The sequence below is a fragment of the Candidatus Spongiihabitans sp. genome (assembly GCF_965247905.1).
GTDB lineage: Bacteria > Pseudomonadota > Gammaproteobacteria > Arenicellales > Poriferihabitantaceae > Spongiihabitans.
The window spans coordinates 2,174,130-2,194,891 of record NZ_OZ252047.1 but is presented as its reverse complement, the minus strand read 5'-3'; the positions used below and the strand labels follow the sequence as shown (position 1 = coordinate 2,194,891).

Genomic DNA, 20,762 nt, shown 5'->3' with positions numbered 1-20,762 from the left:
GTTTTTTTTATACATGTCAGTGAAAATATGTATAAATCTTTTGCATATAGGCAGGCATTAGTCGATTGAAGGATAGTTTTAGCCGATTATTATACATAGTTTTGGCTGTTTTTTATCCATATCCGTGAAAATATGTATAAATGTTGTACATATAAGCATATATCAGTCGGTTTAATGATAGTTTTAGCCCATTGTTATACATATAGCCGAAGTCATGCGGCTCTGATTACCCCCGCATCCGCTCCGCTTTCGGATCGTACATCGCGGTCAAACTCGCGGTGGCGGGGATGCGCATCCCGCCGACATCAATTTCGATGATTGCGCTATCCAAAAAGTTCTGGTCGACGCCATCGTCGTGATGCACATAACCGAGGCCAACCGAGCCGCCCAGAGTGTGACCATAGTTGCCGGAAGTGAGATGTCCGACGATAACACCATCGCGCAAAATCGGTTCGTGGTGATACAACATCGCATCGGCATCGCGCAATAAAAATTGCACCAGACGTTTGCGTTTCCAAGCGCCGCTTTCTTTTTGTTTGAGAATCGCATCGCGGCCCATGAACGGAATCGGTTTTTCATAGTCGCACACGAACGCGCAACCACATTCAAGCGGCGTGTCCTCATCGGCGACATCGTGCCCGAAGTGCACGAATTTCTTTTCGATGCGGCCACTGTCAAGCGCATGCAAGCCGGCCATTTGCAAATTGTGTTTTTCACCGACGCGCCATAACTCATCGAACGCGTGACGCGCCATGTCGCTCGGAATATACAACTCCCAGCCGAGTTCGCCGACGAATGATACTCGTGCGGCGCGACCGACCGCGCAACCGAGTTCAATCGGTTTTGACATGCCGAATGGAAAATTTGAAGTGCTCATATCCATCCTCAATACATCGCTGAGCAATGCTCTGCTGTCCGGTCCCATAACCCCGAGTACTGCCCACGAATTGGTCACATCGGTCACCGTACAAAACGCATCAGCAGGCGTATTTCTCGCTAACCAATTCAGGTCTTTATTGGTTACCGCCGCGCCGCTCACCACCAGAAATTTATTTTCCGCAAGGCGGGTAACCGTCAAATCCGCTTCGATGCCGCCGCGCTCGTTCAGCCAATGGGTATAAACTATTTTGCCGGTTGCGACATCAACATTCGCAGTGCAAATTTTTTGCAGCACCGCGCAACTATCCTTGCCCTGCACCAAGTATTTGGAAAAACTGCTTTGGTCGAACAGCGCGACCTGCTCGCGAAATGCTTTATGCTCATTAGCCGAATATTCAAACCAGTTTTGCTTGCCGAAACTGTATTCGTATTTCGGCTGCACGCCTTTCGGAGCAAACCAATTCGGCCGCTCCCACCCGGCCACCTCACCGAAGCAGGCATTGCGCTCGACTAACTTTTCGTGAATCGGCGAATGGCGCACATCGCGCGCGGTCTCCATCTGCCGATACGGCCAATGATGGTCGTATAAAAGCCCCAGCGTCTCGGTCACGCGGTTTTGGATATACTGCTGCGTGCCTTGGAACGAATACATGCGGCGAATATCAACACTCCACAAATCCAGCGGCGCATAACCATGATGCATCCACTCCGACAATGCCTTACCGATGCCGCCGGAACTCTGGATACCGATGGAGTTTAATCCGGCCGCGACATAGAAGTTTTTCAACTCCGGCGCTTCGCCAATATGAAACTGATCGTCCGGGGTAAAACTCTCCGGCCCGCAGAAAAATTTTCGCCAACCGACATCGCGCAACAACGGCACCCGGTTCATGGCGTCCTCCAGCACCGGCATCATCTGCTCATCGAAATGACCGTCAATTTCATCAAAGCAAAAATCTTCTGGAATACCGCCGCCGCCATTGACCCGATTTTCATTGACGCCATTTCCATTGACGCGTTGCCCCCAAGGCACGGCGCGCGGCTCAAACTGCCCGACCAGCAAACTGCCCGCATCCTGCTTGAAATAAACGCATTTATCGTGGTCGCGCATGACCGGCAAATCCAGCGGCAGGTTATCCAACTTCTCGGTGACCGCGTAATAATGCTCGCACGCATGCAGCGGCACATTCACCCCGGCCATCCGCCCCACCTCGCGCGCCCACATGCCGGCGCAGTTGACCACATACTCCGCGGCGATATCGCCTTGAGCGGTATGCACCCCAGCCACCTTGCCATCGGCCTGCGCGATGCCCGTGACCTTCACCCCCTCCAGACACAACGCGCCGCGACTACGCGCGCCCTTGATGAAACTCGCGGTAACATCCACCGGGCTGGCATAACCATCATGTGCGACCCAACTGCCGCCGAGCAAATCGCCAGTTTCAAGAAAAAGATACTTGTCCTTGACTTCATCGGCGCTCAGCATATCGACCTGGGTGACGCCAAAGGCGTTGTTCATCGCGGCTACCCGTTTCAGTTCCTCAAACCGCGGCGCGCTATGGGCGATGGACAGCGAGCCGACTTGCTTGAAGCCGGTGGACTGCCCGGTTTCGGCTTCAATCTCGCGTAGCAGCGACATGGAATATTGCGCCAACTTGGCATGGCTCTCGTTGGCGCGCATGGTGCCGACCAGCCCGGCCGCATGCCAAGTGGTGCCGCAGGCAAACTGCATTCGCTCCAGCAGCAGCACATCGTTCCAGCCGAGTTTGGCTAAATGGTAGGCCACGCTGGCGCCGATGACGCCGCCGCCGATGACGACCGCGCTGGCCTTGCTTGGGATTTGTTGTGACATGTGTTTGTTGTTTGTGGTTGGCGTGGATGAAAATGATGCACCGCGAAATATACTTCACGCCGCGCCCGCGGGCAATTTTTTTTGCGCGCATCATCGGCTGATGAATCCTGCGGCGCCAGCCGCGTCATTATAAAAAGCGGGAATGACGGGCGGGTGGCTACGGCAATCGTCGTAACTCGTCATTTGTATGTTGCCTTTACCTTGCCCGGCGGTGATGGCACGCGGTTTCAGGGGCGGTATTAGGGCAGCGCCAGGGACGTATCGCAACCCCCCCTTATTAGGGGGGCTTCGCATCGTCCACTCGCAATGACGGTGGCTCAGTCTCCCCCCTGATAAGGGGGGGGATCAAGGGGGGTTCGCGGATTGCGCCGGCTTCGCCGCTGGATAATAACCGCCCGTCATTATCGGGCTTGACCCGATAATCCAGTGAAAACCCCGCGGCGCCAGCCGCAACCTTATAAAAAGCGGGAATGGTTCGGCCGACGAAACGGGCGGAATAGATGCTCATTCCCTTGCCGATTTGCTGGTAAAATTCGTTCATGCCAATTTCTCATGAAAACGTGAATGGCGCAATTTCCCCAGGTAAATTTCTCATGAAACATGTCTCATGAAAGCATGAATGATACTTTTCCGAAGTTTTTGATATTGAATGCCGAGCACTTCGGTGATCGACCGGCCATGCGCGAGAAGGATTTAGGGATTTGGCAAACCTGGACCTGGAGAGAGATGAAAGACGAGGTATTCGCTTTCGCACAAGGGCTGGCGGCGTTGGGATTTAAGCGCGGAGACAAATTGGCGATTGTCGGCGCCAATCGGCCGCGCTTGTATTGGGGCTTCGCGGCGGCGCAATGTTTGGGCGGGATCGCGGTGCCGGTCTATGCCGACTCGGCGGCCGAGGAGATGCAATATGTGCTGAATCACGCGGACATAGGCTTCTTGCTCGTCGAGGATCAGGAGCAGGTGGATAAGGCACTGGCGGTTCAGGAAAACTGCCGCGCCCTGAAACACATCATTTTCGACGACCCACGCGGGCTTCGCGCCAGCAACCATGATGGTTACGGTCGCGATGGCGATGGTAACGGTGGACACATTAATAGGTGTGACGACGGTCACGATGGCGGCGGCATATCGCTACATGACTTCGCGGCGGTGCAGCAATCGGGGCGTGACCTGGCCAAGGAAAATCCCGAGTTTATGGCGCATGAAATTGCTAAAGGAAGCGGCAACGACATCGCCATCATCCTATACACTTCCGGCACCACCGGCAAGCCGAAGGGCGTGGTGATGACCCATGACAATATCCTGATCACCTCGGTCAACAGCGCCACGCAGGATAATCTCACCGAGCAGGAGGAGGTGCTGTCCTACCTGCCCATGGCTTGGGTGGGCGATCATATCTTTTCCTATGGACAGGCTTATGTCGCTGGATTTTGCATCAATTGCCCGGAGAGCGTGGAGACCGTTGCCAACGACCTGCGGGAAATTGGTCCCACTTATTATTTTGCGCCGCCGCGAGTGTTTGAGAATATTCTGACTTCGGTGATGATTCGCATGGAAGATGCCGGCGCATTCAAGCAAAAACTGTTCCATTATTTTATGGCAGTGGCGAACCGATCTGGCATTGCGATTTTGAATGGCGAATCGGTTGCGCGCAAAGATCGAATCCTGTACGCATTGGGCAATCTTGTTATTTACGCGCCCTTGAAAAACACCATGGGATTCAGTCGTATTCGGGTGGCATACACGGCCGGCGAGGCGATCGGTCCGGAGATTTTTGATTTCTTTCGCGCTTTGGGCATCAATATCAAGCAGTTGTATGGACAAACCGAGGCCGCGGTATTTATCACCGCGCAACCCGACGGCGAGGTATTTGCCGATACCGTGGGCAAGCCCTGTCCCGGCGTGGCGGTGAAAATCACCGATGACGGCGAGGTGATGTATCGCAGCCCGGGAGTTTTTCATCGTTATCACAAAGACGAAGCGGCCACGCGCGCGACCAAGACCGACGATGGCTGGGTGATGACCGGCGATGCCGGCTATTTCGATGTGCGTGGCCACCTGAAGATTATCGATCGTGTGAAGGATGTGGGTCATCTGGGAAACGGCACCCTGTTCGCGCCGAAATATATTGAGAACAAACTGAAGTTTTTTCCGCAAATCCAGGAGGCGGTCGCCTTTGGTGCCGGGCGAGATTTTGTTACCGTTATGGTCAATATCGATCTCGAAGCGGTCGGCAACTGGGCCGAAAGAAACAATGTCGCCTACGCCAGTTATCAGGAACTGGCGGCGCATCCTGAGGTGTACGCCATGATCTTGAAAAATATCGAGCGGGTTAATCAGGATTTGTCCGCCGATCAACATATCGCCGATTCTCAAATTCGCCGATTTCTAATCTTGCACAAGGAACTCGACGCCGATGATGGCGAGCTAACGCGCACGCGCAAGGTGCGGCGGCGCATCATCGCCGAAAAATACGCGATGCTTGTCGAGGCCCTCTATTCCAAGGCGAGCAGTTGTCACGTTACCACCCAGGTTGTTTTTGAGGACGGCCGGCAGGGTGAAATCAGCGCCGATCTTAAAATTGCCGATATGCCCGTTTAATCATGAGCAGCGACAATCCATTGTTGGAAGGCGAGACGCGACTCGCCGAGTCGTGTTGTTGTAGGGATAGGTCGCGACCTGTCCCTATTTTCTCCCGGCGATTTTTTGGCAGAAGACAAGAATGCATAACATAGAAAAGTCAAGCGTCAACGACGACCCGATACTGGAGGTGAAAAACATCTCCCTCTCCTTTGGCGGCGTTACGGCACTCAGCGACATCAGTTTCGATATCAAGCGCGGCGAGATTCGCGCCATCATCGGACCCAACGGTGCCGGCAAGTCGTCCATGCTGAATATCATCAATGGTTTTTATCATCCCCAGCAGGGTGAAATCTGGTTTGATGGGCGCCGGCGAGTGAGCGAAAAACCGTACCTGATCGCGCGCCAAGGCATAGCCCGGACCTTTCAGAACATCGCGCTGTTCAAGGGCATGTCGACGCTGGACAACATCATGACCGGACGCATCACGCACATGCATGCCAATCTGTTTTGGCAAGCGATCTGGAAGGGCAAAGCCGAACGGGAGGAGATCCGGCACCGTGAACGCGTCGAGCAGATTATTGATTTTTTGAAAATTCAGTCCATTCGCAAGACCCCGGTCGGACGCCTGCCTTATGGTATGCAAAAACGGGTGGAACTGGGGCGCGCGCTGGCCGCTGAGTCGAAATTATTGTTGTTAGACGAGCCCATGGCCGGGATGAATCTGGAGGAGAAGGAGGACATGTGCCGCTTCATCCTGGATGTCAACGCCGAGTTCGGCACCACCATCGCGCTGATTGAACACGACATGGGCGTGGTCATGGATTTGTCGGATAGAGTGCTGGTGTTGGATTATGGACACAAGTTAGCGGACGGTACGCCGGATGAAGTGCGAAATAATCAGACCGTTATCGATGCCTATCTGGGGGTCGGCCATGATTGTAATAGGTTCAAGATACTTTAAGGTATAGTGAAATGGTCATAACTAAGTGTTCTATAAATGAAAAACAAGCATGTCATTCGTTGCCGAATTTCGGAGAATAAATTCAGGGCGATTCCACGGCTGTTTTGCCTTGATATTGAGGCTTGCAAAGTCACACAAATCACTGGCGTCTCTGGCCCGGCGACCAGCCGATTGTATGCTCAAATCAGACATGTATGTGTTCACTAATACATCGCCCGTTGTGTTCCTTTCCAGTGGTGTTTTAGCACCGCCCTCTCGGCCGTCATCCTCGCGCAGGCGGAAAAAACCGCCCTCCCTGCCGTCATTCTCGCCGCAGGCGGGAATCCAGAGTGGCGAAGCCGCGATAATAAGGAGTTCGGCTACGCCGAACGGTTTAATAACTGGATTGCCCGGCCAATAATAATAATATGGGTCGGGCAATGACGGATTATAGGTAATAGAGCACGTTTTAGTGTCAGGCTTTGCGTGACAATTATTTACCATTGCCCTCTCAAAAGGACTTATTGCCTTACGATTCACCCTTGTCCCCCCAGCCCGTCATTCTCGCCGCAGGCGGGAATCCAGTTAAATATGTCGTCCGGCGTAGCCGGACTCCTTTGAAAGAGTGTGAGTTTCGCTTCCATATGCGCCACGAAAATGGGTGTCAATATCTGCTAAAATTTATCCGAAATCGACCGCTTAAAGTATCTTGAACCTTGTAATATTGTCTGACTTTAATCTTATGAGGATAAAACCATGCAACTTGAATTGAATAATTTACTACTTTGCAATATCACTTGGATGCGGCATTACCAAGACATTAACGACCAAGACCGTCCTTACAGAGGAGGCAAGTACGTTGAAGAAACTGGCGATGCAGAAGAAAAATATAACTTCTATGATTGGAGCGATGGTTATTTCTATGGTTATTCACCTCCTCCAGGGAAGATAAAAATTGAAAATTTAGGCGCGGTACAAAACGATTCCAGTGTATCGGGAATAACGGTGGTATGGACCGCTATGAGTCCATTGGGCGGGAAGCGTGTTGTTGGGTGGTATAAAAATGCGCTGGTGTTTCGTGAAATACGAGAAGAGGACGGTGTTTTGTATCGGATGTGTGCCAAGACAAAAGACTGCCATCTCATTCATGCGGATGAAAGAAGGTTAGAGGTTCCCAAAGGCAAGGGGCGTCCAGCACTGCAATCGCCCGTATCGTATGGTCGAAATCTTGATATTAAGGACAAAAAAAATAAACTTTTCCTAAGACAACTCGCCGACCTGCTAAATGGAGTTCCTGCAAATCAGACCGCCCAAAAACCCCACAGCAAACGCTCCCGAGGTGATGTGGAAAAACGCATGGCGGTGGAACGAGAGGCGGTTGAATGTGTGCAAACTTATTTCGAAGACGATGGCTGGGTTGTCGCCAGCGTGGAAAATGACAATGTAGGTTGGGATTTGACCGTAACAAAATCGAATCGTGAATTACACGTGGAAGTTAAGGGACACCAAGGTAATCGTATCAATTGCGAATTAACACCTAATGAATACAAGCACGCCAAACGCAAAAACCACGATTATTGTTTGGCTGTGGTGACCGAAACGCTGGAAAAACCTTACCTGCGGATTTTTCAACCCGACCATAAATCTAAGGGCGCGGAATTGAAATGGTATTGCATTGTCGGTGTTGGTAAAGTTAAGACCGAGGAAAAAATAGGCGCCGTTATTTCGGAAAAATAAGGAGTCCAAACCAAAATGAGCATGGAACTACTGAATACGCTTGAGGTGATATTGAATGGGCTGATGGCCGGGGTGATGTACTCGCTGGTTGCGCTGGGATTTGTGTTGATCTTCAAGGCATCGGGGATTTTTAACTATGCCCAGGGGGTGATGTGTTTATTTGCTGCGCTTACTTTGGTTGGATTTCAAACCGGACAGGTTCCATTTGCACATTTGATCAATGTTATTTTCGGCACCGAATACCACCATTGGTCCAGCGATATAACGGGTGGCATGAATATTTTTCTTGCCATCGTATTGACGGTCATTGTCATGATTGGTTTTGCCTATATGGTCGAACGTTTTGTGTTGAAACATCTGGTTAATCAAGCGCCGATTATCCTGTTTATGGCGACCATTGGACTGGCGTTTTTTATGGAAGGTTTTGGAGACTTGATGTGGGGCGTGAACATCAAGCCGCTTGACCTTGGCATTCCTTCTGGCGGGTCATTCTGGTTGGAGGAGGTTACCCGCACCTGGGCTTCGGCAGATTCCAAATACATTGGAATGTACATCGATGTGCTTGATATTTGGGCCGCGGCGATTGCAGTTCTGTTAGTTGCTGTATTGACATTATTTTCGCAATTCACCAAAACCGGTCGCGCATTACGCGCAGTTGCCGATGATCATCAAGCGGCACTGACTCTGGGCATTTCATTGCGCACCATCTGGGTCATCGTTTGGTCTATTGCCGGCATTGTGGCGTTGGTAGCGGGAATCATGTGGGGGGCGAAATCTGGCGTGCAGTTTTCCTTGTCGCTCATTGCATTAAAAGCATTACCGGTGCTGATCCTCGGCGGCTTCACTTCCATCCCCGGCGCCATCATCGGCGGGCTCATCATCGGCGTCGGCGAAAAGTTATTTGAATTCTGGATCGGGCCTATGGTGGGCGGCGCCACCGAAAACTGGTTCGCTTACGTGCTGGCGCTGTTCTTTCTGATGTTCAGGCCGCAAGGCTTGTTTGGTGAAAAAATTATTGAGCGTGTATGATGAGTAACATGTCGCCGTCGTCACCACCACCACCGCCACCGTCACTCCTGCGGAAGCAGGGGCGGGACAAAAATGTCGCATAATGTCAGCGACTATCGCCGCTGGGTTTTTCACTGGATTATCGGGTCAAGCCCGATAATGACGGCGGGGAAGCGCGCGGCGCAGCACAACGCAGTATGGCGAAAAAAAGGCAAGCGAGTCTAAACGAAAATGTTTTACCGAGAATCCGGGGACTTCAAAACCACCTATAACAAAGATCAGCAAATCTTCCCGATTGCGCTGGATCGCTGGTTTGTTATTCTGTTTTGCGCGTTTGCTTTTCTGGTCGTGCCGTTCATCATCAACGACTACTGGGAAAAATCCGTCTTGGTGCCGGTGCTGGTATGGTCGATGGCGGCGCTGGGGTTAAATATACTGGTCGGCTATTGCGGGCAGTTAAGCCTCGGCACCGGCGGTTTTATGGCGGTGGGTGCCTACGCCTGCTACAAGTTGATGACCGCGTTTCCCGAACTTAATATGTTTTTGGTGGTGCTGTTGTCCGGCGGCATCACGGCCGCGGTGGGCATGATCTTCGGCTTGCCGAGCCTCAAGATCAAGGGATTTTACTTGGCGGTCGCCACATTGGCATCGCAATTTTTTCTGGTGTGGCTGTTTAACAAGGTCCCCTGGTTCTATAATTATTCGGCCTCTGGAATGATTATCTCACCGGAAAGATTTGTGTTTGGCATTGCCATTACCGGGCCCAACTCACCGCCGTGGGCGACTTATCTATTTTGTTTGACAATAGCGGTCGTTTTTGCCGTAATTGCTAAAAACCTGACCCGAGGCCGAATAGGGCGGTCGTGGATGGCAATTCGCGACATGGACATCGCCGCGGAGATTATTGGTGTGCCGCCGCTAAATGCTAAACTGTCTGCGTTTGCCGTCAGTTCGTTTTATATCGGCATTGCCGGCGCGCTGTTTTTTTCCGTCTATCTGGGCGCCGCGGAACCCACCGAAGCCTTTGGCATCGACAAGTCGTTTCTGGTGCTGTTCATGATCATCATCGGCGGTCTGGGGTCCATTTTTGGATCGTTCATTGGCGCGGCGTTTATGACACTGATGCCGGTGTTGTTTAAGAATATCATGGTCGGCGGGCTGGGTTGGCCGACCGACCTGGTAGCCCATTTGATTCTTATATTGATTGGTGGGTTAATTATGTTTTTCTTGATTGTCGAACCCCATGGGCTGGCGCAGCTGTGGCGGATCGCAAAAGAGAAACTTCGACTTTGGCCGTTCCCGCATTAGGGTTGGCTAGAAACCCAGCCCAATCGGGCAACACATCGTCTAGTTGTTCTTGGAACTTGGCACTAAGTACAGGTATAATAAGATGATGTATTTTAATTCAGGCTCGTGCTCGTTCCTTTAAAATCAAAGGGGCGCGAAGTACACCTCGTTTATAAATTCGTGGAACGTGGCATCGAGTATTGATTTTGTTTAGGTTTGGTCTTAAATTCATGCTCGTGCTCGTTCCTTTAAAATCAAAGGGGTACGAAGCATAACCGTTTCCGAGGAGGAAATATAATGAACTCAAAATTAATAGCTCTAATCGCCGCGATAGCGATAGTGGTTGGCGCGCTTTATGTTTTCCTGGGTAAGGAAAAAGAACAACAAATTGTAATCGCTCCAGATGCAGAATTAGTGTTTCCATCATTGAGTTATCGAACTGGCCCATATGCGCCTAACGGTATTCCATTTGCGGATGGCTATGCGGATTACTTTACATTGCTGAACGAACGCGATGGTGGAATCAGTGGCGTTCCGATCAAATTGATCGAATGCGAAACCGGATACAACACAGAAAAAGGCGTCGAGTGTTATGAATCCACCAAAGGCGAAGGTGCGTTGGTTTACCAACCCTTGTCCACCGGCATTACCTATCAGTTGATTCCCAAGGCGACTGCCGACGACATTCCGGTGCACTCCATGGGCTACGGCCGCACTTCCGCCGCCAACGGCAAAATATTCAGCCACATCTTCAACTACCCGGGTACTTACTGGGACGCCGCCTCGATCATCATTAAATATATCAATGGTCAGGAGGGCGGCGATCTTAACGGTAAAAGTATTGCGCTGGTGTACCATAATTCCGCTTATGGCAAGGAGCCCATTCGCACCCTTGAGGAATTGGCAAAAAAACATGGCTATGAGTTAACACTGCTGGCAGTGGATCATCCGGGTCAGGAACAAAAATCCCAATGGCTACAAATTCGCCGCGATCAACCGGACTATATTTTGATGTGGGGCTGGGGCGTAATGAATCAGGTCGCCATCAAGGAAGCGGCGAACATTCGTTATCCGATGGATCACTTCATCGGCGTGTGGTGGTCGGCATCTGAGAACGATGTGTTGCCGGCCGGCGAAGGCGCGCACGGCTACAAAGCGATTGCGTTCCACGGCGTAAGCAGCGATTTCCCGATTTACGATGACATCAAAAAATACGTCGTAGACCAGGGCAAGACGGCCGGCGATGGCTCCAACCTCGGTACCGTGCTATACAACCGCGGACTATACGCCGCCCTGCTCGCTGCCGAAGCGGCGCGTACCGCGCAAAAGATTCACGGCACCAAAAACATCACTTCGGGACAGATGCGCGACGGCATGGAAGCACTCAACATAGACCAAGCGCGCATGACCGCTCTCGGCCTGCCCAACTTCGGTCCTGATATTAATGTGACTTGCGCCAACCACGGCGGGCCCGGGCTGGGCGCGATTCAGCAGTGGGACGCGAAGCGTAAATCGTGGTCGTTGATTACCGATTTCACCGGTGCCGACCGCGAAGTTGTTGATGCATTGATTATGGAAGACTCCGCTGCTTACGCCGCCGAAAATAATATTGCCGAACGCGATTGCGGTTAACAGTGCTGGTGTTAGTCCGAGCTGTGCCGATGGCAACGGAGTTGCTATCGGCCGGGGGTGTCATTCATTCGAGTCGGATTTTGTCTCAAGAAAATTAGAGAATCATTAGTCTGGTATTTATCCATGCCTGCAACAAATCAGCAGCCTCGGGAAAAGCTTCTTTCCAATCCGCCATCCAAACTGAACACGCAAGAGCTGATATCCGTAATTCTCGGCACTGGAGCGAAAGGTAACAGTATAAGCCGTTTGAGCAAGGAATTGGTTGATTATCTTCGCTCCAATTTGACCGACAAGATTACCGTGGCGGATTTGCTGCAATTCAAAGGAATTGGGGAAAACAAAGCACTACAGATTATCTCCGCCTTAGAGTTAGGCGGACGTTTCCGAGCCAATCGGGAAAAACTAAGCCTGTATCAGTCCGGGCTAGGGCAGTTTATTTGTGGCGATTGCTTGGATGGCATGAAAACACTTGCTGATGACAGCATTGTGCTTGCGTTCACATCGCCGCCGTATCATAACGCAATCAACTATGACGACCATGTAAAAAAGTTAAACGGGGAAGTGGGTCACTGGGAGCGAAAGGAGCAGTCTTATGATTTTTACAAAACATTTCTGATTGATAGATTCAAAGAGATGTATCGCGTCATAAAGCCCGGTGGTCACAATGTGGTGAACATTTCACCGGTGGCATGGGAGGGAAGGCGCGTGGCGTTGCCCTTTCATTTTGTCTGTTGGATGGAAGAAATTGGCTGGCGATTCAAGGAGGACATTGTTTGGGAAAAGGGCGTGGTCAGAGATAAAAGAAGTGGTGTTTTAATGCAACATCCGTATCCCGGCTACTACTACCCGAGTTTAGCCGTGGAGTATGTTTTTGTCTTTCAAAAACCTGCTGCAAAAAAATCTGAAAACAACATTTATCACAATCGTTCGGCGAAAGAAAAACAAGAAAACAAACTGGATTTAAAAGGCTATCAAGAGCAAAGCAAGAACATTTGGAACATTCGTCCTGTTGCTCCGCAAGAGAACATTCATCCTTGTCCATTTCCCGAAGAACTGGCAAGACGGGTTGTTCAGTATTATTCCTATAAAAATGACATTGTTCTTGATATTTTTTCCGGTAGCGGGGTTACTAATCTTGTGGCGGAAAAACTTCACCGACGACACATTGGAATGGAAACCGAGAAGCAGTATATAAAATACGGCGTGAGCGCGATTCAAAAATTAGGAAATTGTACACAATTAAACAAAAAGGTTTGATACCGCAATGTACGCAATTCAGTTGAGCATCGATACGCGGCTAACCTGCGCCGAGTTGATTCAATGATTGTCCGAAACATCACCAAACCGATTGATGTGACTCTGGAGCAAGTCTCCGAGCTCTTGATCGCTTCGACACCGACAAACCAGCCGCGGAGGCCAACGCTTAAATCCCCCTTGCGCTATCCGGGCGGCAAGTCGCGTGCCGTCAAACAGATACTCCATCTGCTGCCGCCAAACCTTGATCGCTTGTGTTCGCCGTTCGTTGGCGGTGGGTCAGTCGAGTTAGCTTGTGCTGCTCGGGGCGTGGAAGTTCACGCCTACGATGCTTTCGCGCCGTTGGTTAATTTCTGGCAGGTGCTGCTGGAGGACGCGCCCAAATTGGCGCAGCTAGTGCGCGCTTATCACCCGCTAAACAAAGTTGAGTTTTACGCTTTACAACGAGGGTATTTCACGCTGAAAGGCAGACGCAAACTGGCGGCTGTTTTCTTTGCCCTTAATCGCAGTTCATTTTCAGGCACAACGCTTTCCGGCGGGATGTCTCCCGGGCATCCGCGCTTTACCGATACTGCTATTGTCGGGCTTGCCGCGTTCAAGACGGATAGACTTACGATTAAGCAAGCCGATTTCAAGCAGTCATTGGGTCGTCACAAACACGACTTCCTATACCTTGACCCGCCCTATGTTATAGCGAGCAAATTATACGGCAAGCGCGGCGACCACCATGCAGATTTTGACCACGCCGCTCTTGCCAAGATACTGCGAAAGCGCGATGGTTGGTTGCTTTCATATAATGATTGTCCGGCCGTTCGAGAACTATACGATGGTTTTTGCATTCTGTCATCGAAGTGGGCTTACGGGATGAACGCCAGCAGGCAATCAAACGAGGTATTTGTGTTGAGCGCCGACTACGCCAATGTGTTTAGTGATGTATTCAATCCCCAAAACCAAAGAGGATTATTTGATGAGTAAGTCCATCAATATTGTCGCAGAACTAAAAGAAATTGAATATGTGACGAAACTCTCAGTTTCACTAGAAATTTTTGAAATGAACAAATTTCTGAGTGGCAAGTTGTCGTCCAAAGGCAGTTTTATGCTCAAGACCGCAAGCGACGAATACGCTGTTAGCCAATGGGTTTCTCCCAAGCGAACGCGGACTTATCCATTTGCCCGCGTTTATGACACTTTGAGCAAAAAGAATCGTGTAACGCTGATTCCTTTTTGTAAGGATGAAGGCGCGGATGGTGACCGCGATTTTATCCAGTGGGATACTGTTTCGCTAATGAGTCTGTTCAATGTGTATGTGATTGTGGGCTACTACACTACGGCGGAAAAGAACACACGACCGAACCAGATACACAAGAATAAAATCACCAAGCAGATTTTTGATTACGCTTATGCAGGTAATCAATTCAACGAATTACAAAAATATCATTCCAGCGCATTGCATTGGAATTTGAAACAAATGGAGCAGCTCTCCAGTGTTGCAGAATGTGCTTTGGAGGCATATCGGGAAATATGCCGTAAAACAGGAGTTCGCTTGCATGGCGAAGATGGCATTAAAAACCGTATCACGATTGCTAAACAAGACGCTTCGAAATTTATGAATATGTCAAGACAATTGGCCCAAAAAGCACAGCATCGAGAAACACTAACAGATCAACCAAAAGAGAGGACTATCGGGGATAAGTCCGTTATCACGCTCAAAAATCTTTTGGGTGGGCAATATTACTGGACTGCTGACGAATGCTTTATTGCACACGGGCGCGTGTTCTTAATAGAGAAAAAACACAGCAAGACAAAAGTGCTTCCATCCAAATGTGATATAAAAGATGCTTTCATAAAGATGGCGTTGTTTTCCAACATAAACAATTTGAAACTCGACAATACAACTATGCCGTATTATGCCACAACGGGGCTGACTTCTGACACAGTTCGTGGCGGTCTGCATAGCAAGATGAGCGATAAAGAACTTAACCATTTTTTCTCTATCAACAAAGTCAAAGAAAAAGACATGAAACTAATCCTTTCTGCAATAAATGAAGCTCAATCCAACGGCTTTGGTTTATTTATTATCAACGCGAAAGAGGTTGCGGAAAAGCAAGGTCATATCCTGCGGAAATTGGGTGCATGACTTTTAAGCGGAAATGATAAAAAACGCATCACCAGAATCCACTGTTTTTGACCTCGCATAAATTTTCGCCCATCAAAACAGAATAGCCGAGTCGAACTATTCGTTTATTAGCCAGTTATATCATGTCCGCACAACCAACAATCGTCCTCAGCGTAAAAAATATTGAAGTGATTTATGATCATGTCATTCTGGTGCTTAAGGGTGTTTCATTGGATGTGCCGCAAGGTGGGATTGTCGCCTTGCTCGGTGCCAACGGCGCCGGCAAGACCACCACCATCAAGTCCATCTCTAATATCCTCGGCACCGAGCGCGGCAAAGTGACTAAGGGTTCCATTGAGTTTATGGGCGAGAGGGTGGAAAACCTGTCGCCAACGACATTGGTGCGGCGCGGCGTCATTCAGGTCATGGAGGGGCGTCATTGTTTTGAGCATTTAACCGTGGAGGAAAACCTGCTGACCGGCGCATACACTCGTAAGGATGGCCGCTCCATGATCCGCGAGGATATGGAAAAGGTTTATAGTTATTTTCCGAAATTGTTTGAGCGCAGACGCAGCCAGGCCGGCTATACATCCGGCGGTGAGCAGCAAATGCTGGCCTTGGGGCGGGCATTGATGGCGCGCCCGAAAATGATTTTACTGGATGAGCCTTCAATGGGGCTTGCGCCGCAACTTGTGCAGGAAATATTTGAAATCATCAAAAAACTTAATCAACAGGAACGAGTAACTTTTCTGTTGGCGGAACAGAATACATCGGTGGCATTACGTTACGCTACCTATGGATACGTTTTGGAAAACGGCCGCGTGGTTATGGACGGTGAAGCGAAATCCCTTGCCGAGAACGAGGATGTCAAGGAATTTTATCTCGGCCTCAGCGGCAGCGACAAAAAGAGTTTCCGCGATGTTAAGCATTACCGACGGCGCAAACGCTGGCTTGCATAATGGGCTATCTTGTTCAATAGTGCCTGCACCTGTCATCACTCAGTATTACCTGAAATCTTTATGCAGAAATATTACGATTCATTGGAGGTGCGTAGCGCAGCGCAGCGCGAGCGGGAACTGCTTGACGGCGTTAATACGCTGCTGTCGCACGCCAAGGAAAACACCGCGGCTTATGCGGAAAGTTTGCGCGATTATGATGGCAAGCCGCTGGCTTCACTTGATCAATTACAACATTTTCCCGTCACCAGAAAATCAGGATTGATTGAACGCCAGCAACAGCAACCGCCGTTGGGTGGCCTAGGTGCTTTTACGCAAGCCCAGTTAGCCTATATTTTCGTCTCGCCCGGACCGATTTACGAGGCTAGCACCAAGCGCGCCGACTATTGGCGATTCGCGCGAGCATTATTTGCGGCCGGTTTTCGGGCCGGCGATTTGGCGCAAAATTGTTTTTCCTACCACTTCACGCCGGCCGGTGCCATGGGCGACAGCGGATGTCACGCCCTGGGCTGTAGCGTCATACCCGCGGGTGTTGGCCAAACTGATTTACAAGTGCAAACCATAAACCATTTAAAACCGAGCGGTTATATCGGCACGCCGTCATTTTTGAAAATTATTCTGGAAAAGGCGGATGCGCTAAATCTGGATGCGAGCAGTTTGAACAAGGCGCTAGTTTCTGGAGAAGCACTGCCGCTTTCATTGCGAAATGATTTTACCGAGCGAGGAATATCGGTCCTGCAATGTTATGCCACCGCCGATCTGGGCCTGATTGCCTATGAATCTTCTGTGCATTCGGGACTGATAGTCGATGAGGGTGTTCATGTGGAAATTGTGCGCCCTGGCAGTGGCGATCTTGTCGCCGACGGCGAAGTTGGCGAAGTATTGGTGACCACGTTGAATCCAGATTATCCTTTGATTCGATTTGCCACCGGCGACCTGTCTGCGGTGCTCGAGGGAGTCAGTGAATGTGGCCGCACCAATCGGCGCATCAAAGGATGGATGGGGCGCGCCGACCAGAGCGTGAAAGTGCGCGGTATGTTCATTCATCCTGATCAGGTTGCCAGTATCCTTGCACGCCATCCAGAAATCATACGCGCCAGATTGGTGGTTGATTGGGTGGATCAAAGCGACCAAATGACTCTGCTTTGCGAGGTCGCGCAACAATCCGAGTCTCAGTCCGAATCTCTGCGCGAAGCCATTCGCCAAAGTATTCGCGCACTTTGCAAGGTTCGCGGAGAAGTTAATTTCGTTGAACCTGATTCAATTTCCAATGATGGCCTGGTCATAGAAGATATCAGGCGGCACGAATAATCAACGCGCATAATCAATATGAATTACGCGGATATAAATCTTGAAGTGGATCAACGGTGCGTGGCCTGGTTAACCCTGAACCGCCCGCAAAAGCACAATGCCATGGGTAGCCGGATGATGTTGGAATTGCGCGATGCTTGCGAGGCGATAAGCAATGACAATGCTATAAGAGCGGTGGTTTTGGCTGCTGCCGGACAGAAAAGTTTTTCGGCCGGCGCTGATCTGGGTTGGATGAAAGAAAATCTGGCGCGCAGTCGCGCACAAAGAATCAGGGAAAGCGCCGCCTTGGCGGATGCTTTGGAAGCATTAAACCGGCTCAACAAAATGACCATCGCTCGGGTTCACGGCGCGGCTTATGCCGGCGGCGTGGGACTGATTGCGGTTTGCGATGTCGCGATAGCTGTGTCCACCGCACGCTTTGCGTTAACCGAAACCCGTTTGGGACTGACCCCTGCCAATATCTCACCTTATTTGATTGATCGAATGGGCCTCAGCAATGCTCGCCGCACATTATTGAACGGGCATGTATTTGATGCCAACGAAGCCGTTCAATTTGGACTGATTGATAAAGTGGTTGAACCCGCTAATCTCGACCAGGCAATTGAACAGGAGCTGCAAAGCTGCCTTGCTTGCGCGCCCGGCGCCATCGCCATGACCAAACAATTACTCCGCAATGTCAGTCAACAAACGATACAGGAGAATCAAGAATATACCGCAAAGATGTTGGCTGATGCCTGGGAGACTGAGGAAGCCATTGTCGGCATCGGTGGATTTTTTAAGAAACAACCGCCGCCGTGGACTGATTCCGGTTAGCGGCGCTCACGAAAAATCGCTCCCGGCGATTTTTTCCTGCTTGCGCTGGGATGACAGATTACCGGATTCATTATTAACTGGATTATCGGGGCAAGCCCGATAATGACGGGCCGGGGACAAATGACGACAAAGGGCGCGGGCAGGCTACACGCAGTTTCACTCCCGCGCGAAATGACCTGCACCGTATTTCAACCTACACCGTCATTCCTGTATAGGCTCACTATTTCGCTGACAGTTTTTTCTCGTTTACCATTGTCTTCTCAACTCGCCTTTGTCCTTTCGATTCACCATTATCTCCCAACCCGTCATTGCCCGGCCCATATTATTATTGGCCGGGCAATCCAGTTATTAAACCGTTCGGCGTAGCCGAACTCCTTTTATCGCGGCTTCGCCGCGTCTGGGTCCCCGCCTGCCGGCGAGAATGACGGCAGAGAGGGCGGTGCTAAAACACCACTGGAAAGGAACACACCAAGGCAGTGAATTAGTGAACACATACAATTCCAGCACACGCCGGATTCCTTGCGAAACCCACAAAAAACCCCAATCACCCCCTTCCTGCCCGGGCCGTCATTATCGGGTCAAGCCCGATAATGACGGGCCGGGGACAAATGACGACAAAGGGCAGGGCGGGCTACACGCAGTTTCACTCCCGCGCGAAATGACTTGCACCGTATTTCAACCTACACCGTCATTCCAGCGCACGTTGGAATCCAGTAGAAAACACATCCGGCTACGCCGGATTCCTTGCGAAACCCACAAAAAACCCCAATCACCCCTTTCCTGCCCGGGCCGTCATTCCGTGCTTGACACGGAATCCAGTAGAAAAACCCAGCGGCGATAACCGCTGACATTTGATTGGCGGGATTGCGCGAAACGGTTGTGTTATTTCTGCTAAAGCAGAAATAACAGCGTATTTAACTGGATTATCGGGTCAAGCCCGATAATGACGGGCCGGGGACAAATGACGACAAAGGGCAGGGTGGGCTACACGCAGTTTCACTCCCGCGCGAAATGACCTGCACCGAGTTTCAACCTACACCGTCATCCCTGTATAGGCTCACCATTATCTCCCAACCCGTCATTGCCCGGCTTGTTCCGGGCAATCCAGTTATTAAACCGTTCGGCGTAGCCGAACTCCTTTTATCGCGGCTTCGCCGCGTTTGGGTCCCCGCCTGCCGGCGAGAATGACGGGCCGGGGACAAATGACGACAAAGGGCAGGGCGGACTACACGCAATTTCGCTCCCGCACGAAATGACCTGCACCGTATTTCAACCTACACCGTCATTCCAGCGCACGTTGGAATCCAGTAGAAAACACATCCGGCTACGTCGGATTCCTTGCGAAACCCACAAAAACCCCCAATCACCCCTTTCCTGCCCGGGCCGTCATTCCGTGCTTGACACGGAATCCAGTCAAAAAAACATCCAGCGTAGCCGGATTCATTTTTTTACGATATACTCCCCCCGCCACACATTGACATTACAATTTTGTTATACTCAACGCTCTCGCGCTTACCAGCGTTACTTCCCTTATCCTTTGGAGGAATCCATCATGAAAACACCACACCTAAAGTTGTTGCTCGGCGGACTCGTCATACTGGCAACTTTCACCCCCCCCCCCCCCGCATCGGCGAAACTGATCTGGCAGGATTTCAGCCTGTCGCTGCTGTCCGGCAGTAATTATGAGAAGCAGAAGCTCCCGAACGGCATTCAGACGCAATCCACCGACCGCAATGTGGTCACCTTTGAACACGCCAGTGGCCACACCTGGGGTGGCACTTTCCTGTTCATTGACCGCCTGATGAGCCGCGATTCAGATTTTGAAAACGATGCGATGTATGGCGAGTTTTCCATCAACCCGACCATGTTCAAACCCGGCGGCTTCGTCAAACAGGTGTATGCCGCGACGCAATGGGAATTCGGCTCCGGCGATAATGGCAAAAATGCTAGTTTCAACCTGTCCGATGGCAACAGTTTCAATAACTATCTGCTCGGTGTCGGCGTGAACCTGGCGGTGCCAAAGGCGAGTTTTTTCAATGTCGCATTTTATCGCCGCTTCAACGACGATCAGACGCTGGATGCCCACATCGGTAATCGAACCCGCGATGACAATGAGCAACTTACCGTGGTGTGGCGTTTTGACCTGGCCGATGGCAAAGTGCGATTTGACGGCTTCCTGGATGCCGTAACCGCGTTTGATTTTAGCAATGGCGATAAATCAGAGTCCGGCTTCAACTTCACGCCGCAACTGAAATATGACATCGGCAGCGTGATGGGTATGCAGCCGAAAAAACTCTGGGGCGGGGTCGAATATGTGTATTGGGAAAACAAATTCGGCAACAAAGATTGGGATGAACGCAACCTTAATCTTTTGCTGAAGTGGCATTTCTAACC

20 protein-coding genes are annotated in these 20,762 nt (G+C 50.7%); 15 read left to right on the top strand and 5 right to left on the bottom strand.

Features of this window, described 5'->3' with window-relative positions:
• Positions 1-226 precede the first annotated feature (226 nt).
• Positions 227-2,731: a GcvT family protein gene (locus tag ACP158_RS11365; protein WP_424946240.1), complete on the bottom strand. Its 2,505-nt coding sequence runs from the start codon at positions 2,729-2,731 to the stop codon at positions 227-229.
• 81 nt (positions 2,732-2,812) lie between these two features.
• Between ACP158_RS11365 and ACP158_RS11360 the strand changes: the two genes are divergently transcribed.
• Complete coding sequence (locus tag ACP158_RS11360; protein ID WP_424946239.1) at positions 2,813-2,974, top strand: hypothetical protein; 162 nt, start codon at positions 2,813-2,815, stop codon at positions 2,972-2,974.
• 34 nt (positions 2,975-3,008) lie between these two features.
• Here ACP158_RS11360 and ACP158_RS11355 read toward each other — a convergent pair whose 3' ends face one another.
• A complete protein-coding gene (locus tag ACP158_RS11355; protein WP_424946238.1) occupies positions 3,009-3,272 on the bottom strand; it encodes a hypothetical protein in 264 nt (87 codons plus the stop codon).
• A 74-nt stretch (positions 3,273-3,346) separates the two neighbouring features.
• Here ACP158_RS11355 and ACP158_RS11350 point away from each other — a divergent pair, with 74 nt between their 5' ends.
• Together ACP158_RS11350 and ACP158_RS11345 are read left to right on the top strand one after the other, a co-directional pair.
• Complete coding sequence (locus ACP158_RS11350; protein ID WP_424946237.1) at positions 3,347-5,332, top strand: AMP-dependent synthetase/ligase; 1,986 nt, start codon at positions 3,347-3,349, stop codon at positions 5,330-5,332.
• A gap of 121 nt (positions 5,333-5,453) precedes the next feature.
• The gene (locus tag ACP158_RS11345; protein ID WP_424946236.1) at positions 5,454-6,275 is read left to right on the top strand and encodes an ABC transporter ATP-binding protein; all 822 of its coding nucleotides are present in this window, start codon (positions 5,454-5,456) and stop codon (positions 6,273-6,275) included.
• A gap of 30 nt (positions 6,276-6,305) precedes the next feature.
• Here ACP158_RS11345 and ACP158_RS11340 read toward each other — a convergent pair whose 3' ends face one another.
• Together ACP158_RS11340 and ACP158_RS11335 are read right to left on the bottom strand one after the other, a co-directional pair.
• Positions 6,306-6,758 (bottom strand): hypothetical protein, encoded by a 453-nt coding sequence (locus tag ACP158_RS11340; RefSeq protein ID WP_424946235.1) that lies wholly within the window; start codon positions 6,756-6,758, stop codon positions 6,306-6,308.
• 32 nt (positions 6,759-6,790) lie between these two features.
• Positions 6,791-6,922, bottom strand: coding sequence for a hypothetical protein (locus ACP158_RS11335; RefSeq protein WP_424946234.1), 132 nt, complete (start codon positions 6,920-6,922; stop codon positions 6,791-6,793).
• 88 nt (positions 6,923-7,010) lie between these two features.
• Between ACP158_RS11335 and ACP158_RS11330 the strand changes: the two genes are divergently transcribed.
• The 11 genes from ACP158_RS11330 (at position 7,011) to ACP158_RS11280 (ending at position 18,368) form a co-directional block, all read left to right on the top strand.
• The gene (locus tag ACP158_RS11330; RefSeq protein ID WP_424946233.1) at positions 7,011-7,991 is read left to right on the top strand and encodes a DUF3883 domain-containing protein; all 981 of its coding nucleotides are present in this window, start codon (positions 7,011-7,013) and stop codon (positions 7,989-7,991) included.
• A gap of 15 nt (positions 7,992-8,006) precedes the next feature.
• Positions 8,007-9,020 (top strand): branched-chain amino acid ABC transporter permease, encoded by a 1,014-nt coding sequence (locus ACP158_RS11325; RefSeq protein WP_424946232.1) that lies wholly within the window; start codon positions 8,007-8,009, stop codon positions 9,018-9,020.
• A gap of 72 nt (positions 9,021-9,092) precedes the next feature.
• On the top strand, positions 9,093-9,224 hold the full coding sequence (locus tag ACP158_RS11320; protein WP_424946231.1) for a hypothetical protein: 132 nt from the start codon (positions 9,093-9,095) through the stop codon (positions 9,222-9,224).
• Positions 9,225-9,230: 6 nt separating this feature from the next.
• Positions 9,231-10,307 (top strand): branched-chain amino acid ABC transporter permease, encoded by a 1,077-nt coding sequence (locus ACP158_RS11315; RefSeq protein WP_424946230.1) that lies wholly within the window; start codon positions 9,231-9,233, stop codon positions 10,305-10,307.
• Positions 10,308-10,583: 276 nt separating this feature from the next.
• The gene (locus tag ACP158_RS11310; RefSeq protein ID WP_424946229.1) at positions 10,584-11,918 is read left to right on the top strand and encodes an ABC transporter substrate-binding protein; all 1,335 of its coding nucleotides are present in this window, start codon (positions 10,584-10,586) and stop codon (positions 11,916-11,918) included.
• Positions 11,919-12,041: 123 nt separating this feature from the next.
• Complete coding sequence (locus ACP158_RS11305) at positions 12,042-13,175, top strand: DNA methyltransferase (protein ID WP_424946228.1); 1,134 nt, start codon at positions 12,042-12,044, stop codon at positions 13,173-13,175.
• A 63-nt stretch (positions 13,176-13,238) separates the two neighbouring features.
• Entirely contained in the window at positions 13,239-14,147 is a 909-nt protein-coding gene (locus ACP158_RS11300; RefSeq protein WP_424946227.1) for a DNA adenine methylase, read from the top strand.
• A complete protein-coding gene (locus ACP158_RS11295; protein ID WP_424946226.1) occupies positions 14,140-15,309 on the top strand; it encodes a hypothetical protein in 1,170 nt (389 codons plus the stop codon). Before ACP158_RS11300 ends, ACP158_RS11295 begins: the two co-directional genes overlap by 8 nt.
• A 122-nt stretch (positions 15,310-15,431) precedes the next feature.
• Positions 15,432-16,247: an ABC transporter ATP-binding protein gene (locus ACP158_RS11290; RefSeq protein WP_424946225.1), complete on the top strand. Its 816-nt coding sequence runs from the start codon at positions 15,432-15,434 to the stop codon at positions 16,245-16,247.
• 60 nt (positions 16,248-16,307) lie between these two features.
• The gene (locus ACP158_RS11285; RefSeq protein ID WP_424946224.1) at positions 16,308-17,555 is read left to right on the top strand and encodes a phenylacetate--CoA ligase family protein; all 1,248 of its coding nucleotides are present in this window, start codon (positions 16,308-16,310) and stop codon (positions 17,553-17,555) included.
• A gap of 18 nt (positions 17,556-17,573) precedes the next feature.
• A complete protein-coding gene (locus ACP158_RS11280) occupies positions 17,574-18,368 on the top strand; it encodes an enoyl-CoA hydratase-related protein (protein WP_424946223.1) in 795 nt (264 codons plus the stop codon).
• 680 nt (positions 18,369-19,048) lie between these two features.
• Here ACP158_RS11280 and ACP158_RS11275 read toward each other — a convergent pair.
• Positions 19,049-19,219, bottom strand: coding sequence for a hypothetical protein (locus ACP158_RS11275; protein ID WP_424946222.1), 171 nt, complete (start codon positions 19,217-19,219; stop codon positions 19,049-19,051).
• A gap of 701 nt (positions 19,220-19,920) precedes the next feature.
• On the opposite strand from ACP158_RS11275, the gene ACP158_RS11270 reads away from it, so the two are divergent.
• Positions 19,921-20,760, top strand: coding sequence for a DUF5020 domain-containing protein (locus ACP158_RS11270; RefSeq protein WP_424946221.1), 840 nt, complete (start codon positions 19,921-19,923; stop codon positions 20,758-20,760).
• Positions 20,761-20,762 lie beyond the last annotated feature (2 nt).